The sequence below is a fragment of the Chloroflexus sp. genome, assembly GCF_049970315.1.
GTDB lineage: Bacteria > Chloroflexota > Chloroflexia > Chloroflexales > Chloroflexaceae > Chloroflexus.
This window is the reverse complement of sequence record NZ_JBMFNE010000026.1, coordinates 1-951: the sequence shown is the minus strand read 5'-3', so window position 1 is coordinate 951 and position 951 is coordinate 1. Positions and strand designations below refer to the sequence as shown.

The window sequence follows — 951 nt, the reverse complement described above, 5'->3', positions numbered from 1 at the left end:
CTCCGCAGGGGCTGCCGGCTCCCCACGCTGCGCCGCCTCAAGCTGCGCAATCTCCTCCGGCGATAACCCCAGCTCTTCCAGCGAGAACGGTTGCAGCTCCGGCTCCGCAGGCGGTGTCGAGGGTAATTTCTCAGCAAACGGCGTTAGATCAGCTTCTAGTACAGCCGACGGCAGCTCTTCGGCAAAAGGTGTCAAATCAGCATCAGCTACCGGCATAGCCGATGTGTCCTCTTCACCAAGCTCAGCTTCCATATCGATAATCTCGTCACCATCACGGATCTGAATCCCTGCGCGATGAAGCGACCAGCCAATTTGCTCAATTCGCTCAGCCTCTCGTTCAGGGTCCTGCACCACTGCGATGATGTCAGTAATATCGACGTAGCCTTGGCGATGGCCTAATTGGATCAGACGGTTAAGTACGGGATCGCCGGTATCAATCATCGGCTCTTCATCATCCGAGAAGACTACCGTCTCGAAGTTGCCAATGTTTAGAGTATCAATCTCTTCAGGGGAAATAGCTAATTCACCACCCTCGACTGTACCGCCCTCTAAATCCTCAAACGAGAAAGGTTCGAGATCGCCAAATTCTTCAAACGAGAAAGGCTCTAAATCGGTAAGTCCGATCGATGAATCGGCTACGGTCGACGTAAAGACATCACCAGCATCACCGGTCGTTAGTAAGCTTTCAATCGGCTCATCGACGACCGGTACTGTCTTTCGTTCCGATGGCAGTGCCGCCGGCTCCCCACGCTGCGCCGCCTCAAGCTGTGCAATCTCCTCCGGCGACAACCCCAGCTCTTCCAGCGAGAACGGTTGCAGCTCCGGCTCCGCAGGGGCTGCCGGCTCCCCACGCTGCGCCGCCTCAAGCTGTGCTATCTCCTCCGGCGACAACCCCAGCTCTTCCAGCGAGAACGGTTGCAGCTCCGGCTCCGCAGGGGCTGCCGGCTCCCC

At 57.3% G+C, this 951-nt stretch carries 1 protein-coding gene; it reads right to left on the bottom strand.

Annotation, left to right across the window (positions count from 1 at the left end):
* Positions 1 to 951: RNA polymerase sigma factor region1.1 domain-containing protein (locus tag ACP5OT_RS14915; protein WP_428132573.1), on the bottom strand; the 951-nt coding region annotated here is incomplete at both ends.